This is a genomic window from Candidatus Effluviviaceae Genus I sp. (genome assembly GCA_016867725.1).
In the GTDB taxonomy this organism is placed as follows: Bacteria; Joyebacterota; Joyebacteria; order Joyebacterales; family Joyebacteraceae; genus VGIX01.
Map to the genome: position 1 here is coordinate 1 of VGIX01000070.1, position 4,784 is coordinate 4,784.

Annotated in this window: 3 protein-coding genes; 2 read left to right on the top strand and 1 reads right to left on the bottom strand. The window is 68.4% G+C overall.

From position 1 onward, the window contains the following. A partial coding sequence (locus FJY74_09305; GenBank protein MBM3308508.1) for a hypothetical protein occupies window positions 1-607 on the bottom strand: 607 nt, incomplete at its 3' end. Between the two features lie 138 nt (window positions 608-745). Between FJY74_09305 and FJY74_09310 the strand changes: the two genes are divergently transcribed. Then, the gene (locus tag FJY74_09310) at window positions 746-1,171 is read left to right on the top strand and encodes a T9SS type A sorting domain-containing protein (GenBank protein ID MBM3308509.1); all 426 of its coding nucleotides are present in this window, start codon (window positions 746-748) and stop codon (window positions 1,169-1,171) included. 179 nt (window positions 1,172-1,350) lie between these two features. After that, on the top strand, window positions 1,351-4,784 hold a 3,434-nt coding region (locus tag FJY74_09315; GenBank protein ID MBM3308510.1), incomplete at its 3' end, for an InlB B-repeat-containing protein.

The following is a 4,784-nucleotide window of genomic DNA, read 5'->3' on the forward strand; positions in this document are numbered from 1 at the left end:
CGGGGAAGTCGTTCCACTGCATGTCCTCGATCGTCGGGTAGCTCTGGCTCAGGACGGTCGTCTGGTCGTAGTAGACGATGGGACGCGGATCGCTCGGGCCCTGAAGAACCCCGAAGAGGGCGCGCATGGCAACGGTCCCGGACGGGGCCGGGTTGCTGAGCACGGAGAAGCTCCTGTACTCGTTGGTCGGTGTCGCCGGGAGCGCCACGTCGTGCGACTCGTAACTGATCATGCCGCTTGAGCCGTGCCACTCGACGTTCACGATGGCGCGGGAGCTTCCGCTGAGAGGGCTGGTGGTCGAGTGCGCCACCGTGCCGGTGACCCTCCAGCGCTCGCCCGGAACGCAGTCCTGCTGCTGCCAGAACGCCGACACGTCCCAGCCGCCAAGGTTGGGGCCGGAGACGCGCGCCGCTGTGGAGCCGTGCGTGGCGAAAGTGACGGAGCCGACCGTGCCGAACTGTTCCCAGCCGCCGAAGACGCGCCCGCCTGAGCCGGGGATCTCGAAGCTCGGGTTCGCCAGGATGCACTGGGCCTGAGCCGGCGCAGACCTCACCAGGCAGAGGAGCATCAGGAGCCCGATACCCCTTCGCAGGCCGCGCAGAGTCATCAGAAGTCCCTCCCTCGACGGAGAACCCGCGAGCGCGCCGGAAGTTAGTTCGGCTATCGAACATAGTATGCCACGGTTCTCGCGCCATGTCAAGCGCATGGGGCTCACCGGCCGTCGCACCCCTCCCGCGCTTGGGGTGTGCCGAGGCGAGGCGGCGACGTCGTCGAGTACTACGTGGCGGCCGCCGACTCCGGCGGCCGGGCGGAGACGCTCCCGCGCACGGCTCCGCAGGGCTGGTACACCTTCCAGGTGGACCCGGAGGCCGCGGTGCCTCCGGGGGACGAGGGCTCGTCCCTCGCGCTCCACGCCGCCCCGAACCCGTTCAGGGGACAGACGGTGGTCTCCTACACGCTGCCCGAGTCGGGTCGCGTGCGCCTCGCCGTGTACGACGTGGCCGGGCGCGAGGTGGCGGTGCTGGTGGACGAGGTGCAGAGGGCGGGGCGACACGAGACCGCGTGGAACGGGCGAGCGTCGCGAGGCGCGTCCGCGGCGTCCGGCATCTACTTCGTCCGTCTGAGCCAGGGCGACAACGCGAGCGCCCGGATGATCGTCCTGCTGCAGTAGCCGGCGGGTCCGGCGGCCGATCCGGGCGTCAGAGACCGTGCGTTACCACAAGCCGCAGGCTCTGAAGCGTGTCAAGCTTCGTGGCCTGCTGCCTCTTGTCTCGTCGGTACGAAACTTGCTCATCTTCGCCCCGACATGGCCGCCCAACCCGGGCGGCCATCCACGCGGAGGGGAAGAAGATGACACGCTCGATCACCGGTTGGCTCATCACGCTCGCGCTGGCCGCGCTCGCTGTTGCGACGGCCGCGCCGCAGGCGCTCGCCTTCACGCTCGGTGACGCGATCTACGATTGCGACTACCTCTCCGAGGCGGTGTACCTCGGCGGCGGGCAGCTCAGCCCCGACGGCACCAAGCTCTACATCCTCACGGGCTCGGCGCCCGCCACGATCAGGTACTACACGCTCGCCACGCCGTGGGACCTGACCACCGCCTCCTACGTGGCGACCAAGACGTTCACGATCTCGGGGAGCAACCCGCCCTACGGAGCGTACGGGCACAACCTGCACATCAGCCCGGACGGGACGAGGCTCTACTTCGTCATCGATTGGCCGGGCATGACCACGAGCGTCGTGCAGCACAACTTCGGGACCGCGTGGGACGTCTCGACGCTCTCCAGCACGCCGAGCGGCCAGAAGACCATCGGGTACACCATCCCCGGCGGCCTCGAGTTCTCCGCCGACGGGACGAAGATGTACGTCTCCGAGATCCAGAACATGAGCCGGCCCATCTACCAGTGGACGCTCTCCACGCCGTGGAGCGTGTCGAGCGCCTCCGCGAGCGGCTACTCGTTCAACATCGGCGGCGAGGCGGCCGGCAACCTGTTCTGGGGAGCGCTGGACTTCTGGTTCAGCAGCGACGGCGCGACCATGTGCGCGATCGGCAAGCACCCGAACGGCTCCTCGACACTGCAGATCAAGAAGTACACGCTCATCACGCCGTGGCGCGTCTCGACGGCGTCGTACGCGAGCGACTCGTTCTCTCCGAGCGCCCAGGTCAATCACTCCTACACCACCGACCTCATCATCGGCGACTCCGACACGAAGCTCTACCTGGTGAGCACCGCTGCACCCTACGGGACCCTCCAGTACAGCCTCGACGGCTCGGGCGGGCGCTCGCCGTGTCCGTGGAGCGCGACCACGAACGCCGCCGGCACGGTCGTCACTATCACCTTCAGCCGCGCGATGGCCGACCCGGCCGGGATGCACGACCAGTTCTCGTACAAGATCAACGGCGGGGGCGCGCAGACCTTCTCTGCGGCGGCCCTGAACGCCGACACGAAGAAGATCGAGCTGACCTGCTCCGGGACGCCCATCGCCTACGGCAACACGGTCACGGTGAGCTACACGGCCGGCACGGTGGCCGCGGCCGACACTGTCGCGCTCGACAGCTTCAGCGACTTCGCCGTGACCAACGCCATGCCAGCCCCGCCGACCTTCTCGTCGGCGACGACGAACACGGCGGGTTCGGTCATCACCATCACCTTCAGCAAGGCGATGGCGAACCCCGCCGGCAAGCACGACCAGTTCACGTATCAGATCAACGGTGGGGCGACGCAGGCGTTCTCCGCCGCCGCTCTCAACGCCACGACCACGAAGATCGACCTCACCTGCGCGGGCACGGCCATCGCGGCCGGCAACACCGTGACGGTGAACTACACCGCGGGCACGGTCGTCGCGGCCGACGGGGGAGTGCTGGCGACCTTCAGCGGCCAGGCGGTCAGCAACATCGTGCCCGACCCGGCGCTCACGGTCGTCTCTGCGGAGACGAACACGGCGGGCAACGGCATCGTCGTCACCTTCAGCAGGGCGATGGCCAACCCGTCAGGCAAGCACGGTCAGTTCGTCTACAAGATCAACGGCGGCTCGAACCAGAGCTTCTCGGCGGCCGCCCTGAACGCCGACCCGACGAAGATCAACCTCACGTGCTCCGGCACGACCATCGTCTACGGCAACACCGTCACCCTGAACTACACGCAGGGCACGGTCGTGGCGGCGGACGGCCTCTACCTCGGGAGCTTCACGGATCAGGCCGTCACGAACAACGTGCCGCAGACCTACGCCGTGACCTACAACGGCAACGGGAGCACCGGCGGGTCGGCGCCCTCGTCGCAGACGAAGGTCCACGACGTGCCGCTCACGCTGCGGACCAACACGGGCAGCCTCGTGAAGACGGGCTCCACGTTCACCGGGTGGAACACGCAGGCGGACGGGCTGGGCACGCACTACGACGCCGGCGGCACCTACACCGCGAACGCCGCGGTCACGATGTACGCCGAGTGGACCTTGAACACGTGGCCGGTGACCTACGACGCCAACGGCGCGACGGCCGGCACGGCCCCGGACGCGCAGACCAAGGTTTACAACGTGGCCCTCACGCTGCGGACCGACACGGGCGGCCTCGAGAAGACCGGCTACACGCTCTCGGGGTGGAACACCGCCGCCAACGGCTCGGGCACGAACTACGCCGAGGGCGCGTCCTACACCACCAACGCCGCGCTGAGCCTCTACGCGAAGTGGACGGCCAACGACTACATGGTGTTCTTCGATGCGGCCGGCGGAACGTACCCGACCCCGGCGAGCAAGATCGTCACCTTCGGTTCGCTGTACGGCACGCTCGCGACGACGAGCCTGGCCGGGTACACCCTCGACGGGTGGTTCACCGAGCCGACGGGCGGCGACGAGATCACGGCCGAGAGCATCGTGGCCGTGGCCGCCGACGACACGCTCTACGCGCAGTGGACCGCCAACGAGTACACGGTGACGTTCGAGGCGATGGACGGCACGACACCCGTGCCGCAGACCAAGCAGGTGACGTACGGGCAGGCGTACGGAGCGCTCGCCACGACGGACCGTGAAGGCTACGTGTTCGACGGCTGGTTCACCGCGCCGGGCGGCGGCGACCAGGTGACGGCCGAGAGCATCGTGACCGTGGCGGCGGACGACACGCTCTACGCGCAGTGGACCGCCAATGACTACATGGTGTTCTTCGACGCGGCCGGTGGAACGAACCCGACCCCGGCGAGCAAGATCGTCACCTTCGGTGCGCTGTACGGCACGCTCGCGACGACGAGCCGCACGGGCTACGCGCTGGCGGGGTGGTTCGACGGCCCCGAGCGCGGCGAGGTGACCGCGGAGACGGTCGTCACCACGGCCGGGGACCACACGCTGTACGCGCACTGGACGCCGAACGAGTACACGGTGACCTTCGACGCGCAGGGCGGTTCGACGCCCGTGCCGGAGAGCAAGCAGGTGGTGTTCGCCTCGAGCTACCAGGACCTCGCGACCACGGACCGCGCGGGCTACTCGTTCGACGGGTGGTTCACGCAGGCGGAAGGCGGCGACCTGATCACCTGGGAGAGCGTCGTGACGACGGCCGACGACCACACGCTCTACGCGCAGTGGACGGCGAACGAGTACACGGTGACCTTCGACGCGCAGGGCGGGTCCGACCCCGATCCGGAGACGAAGCAGGTCACCTTCGGCCAGCAGTACGGCAGGCTCGCGGCGACCAGCCGCACGGGCTATGAGTTCGTCGGGTGGTTCACCGGCGGGCCCGAGCGCGACGAGATCACGTCCGAGTCCATCGTCACGATCGCGGGCGACCACTCGCTCTA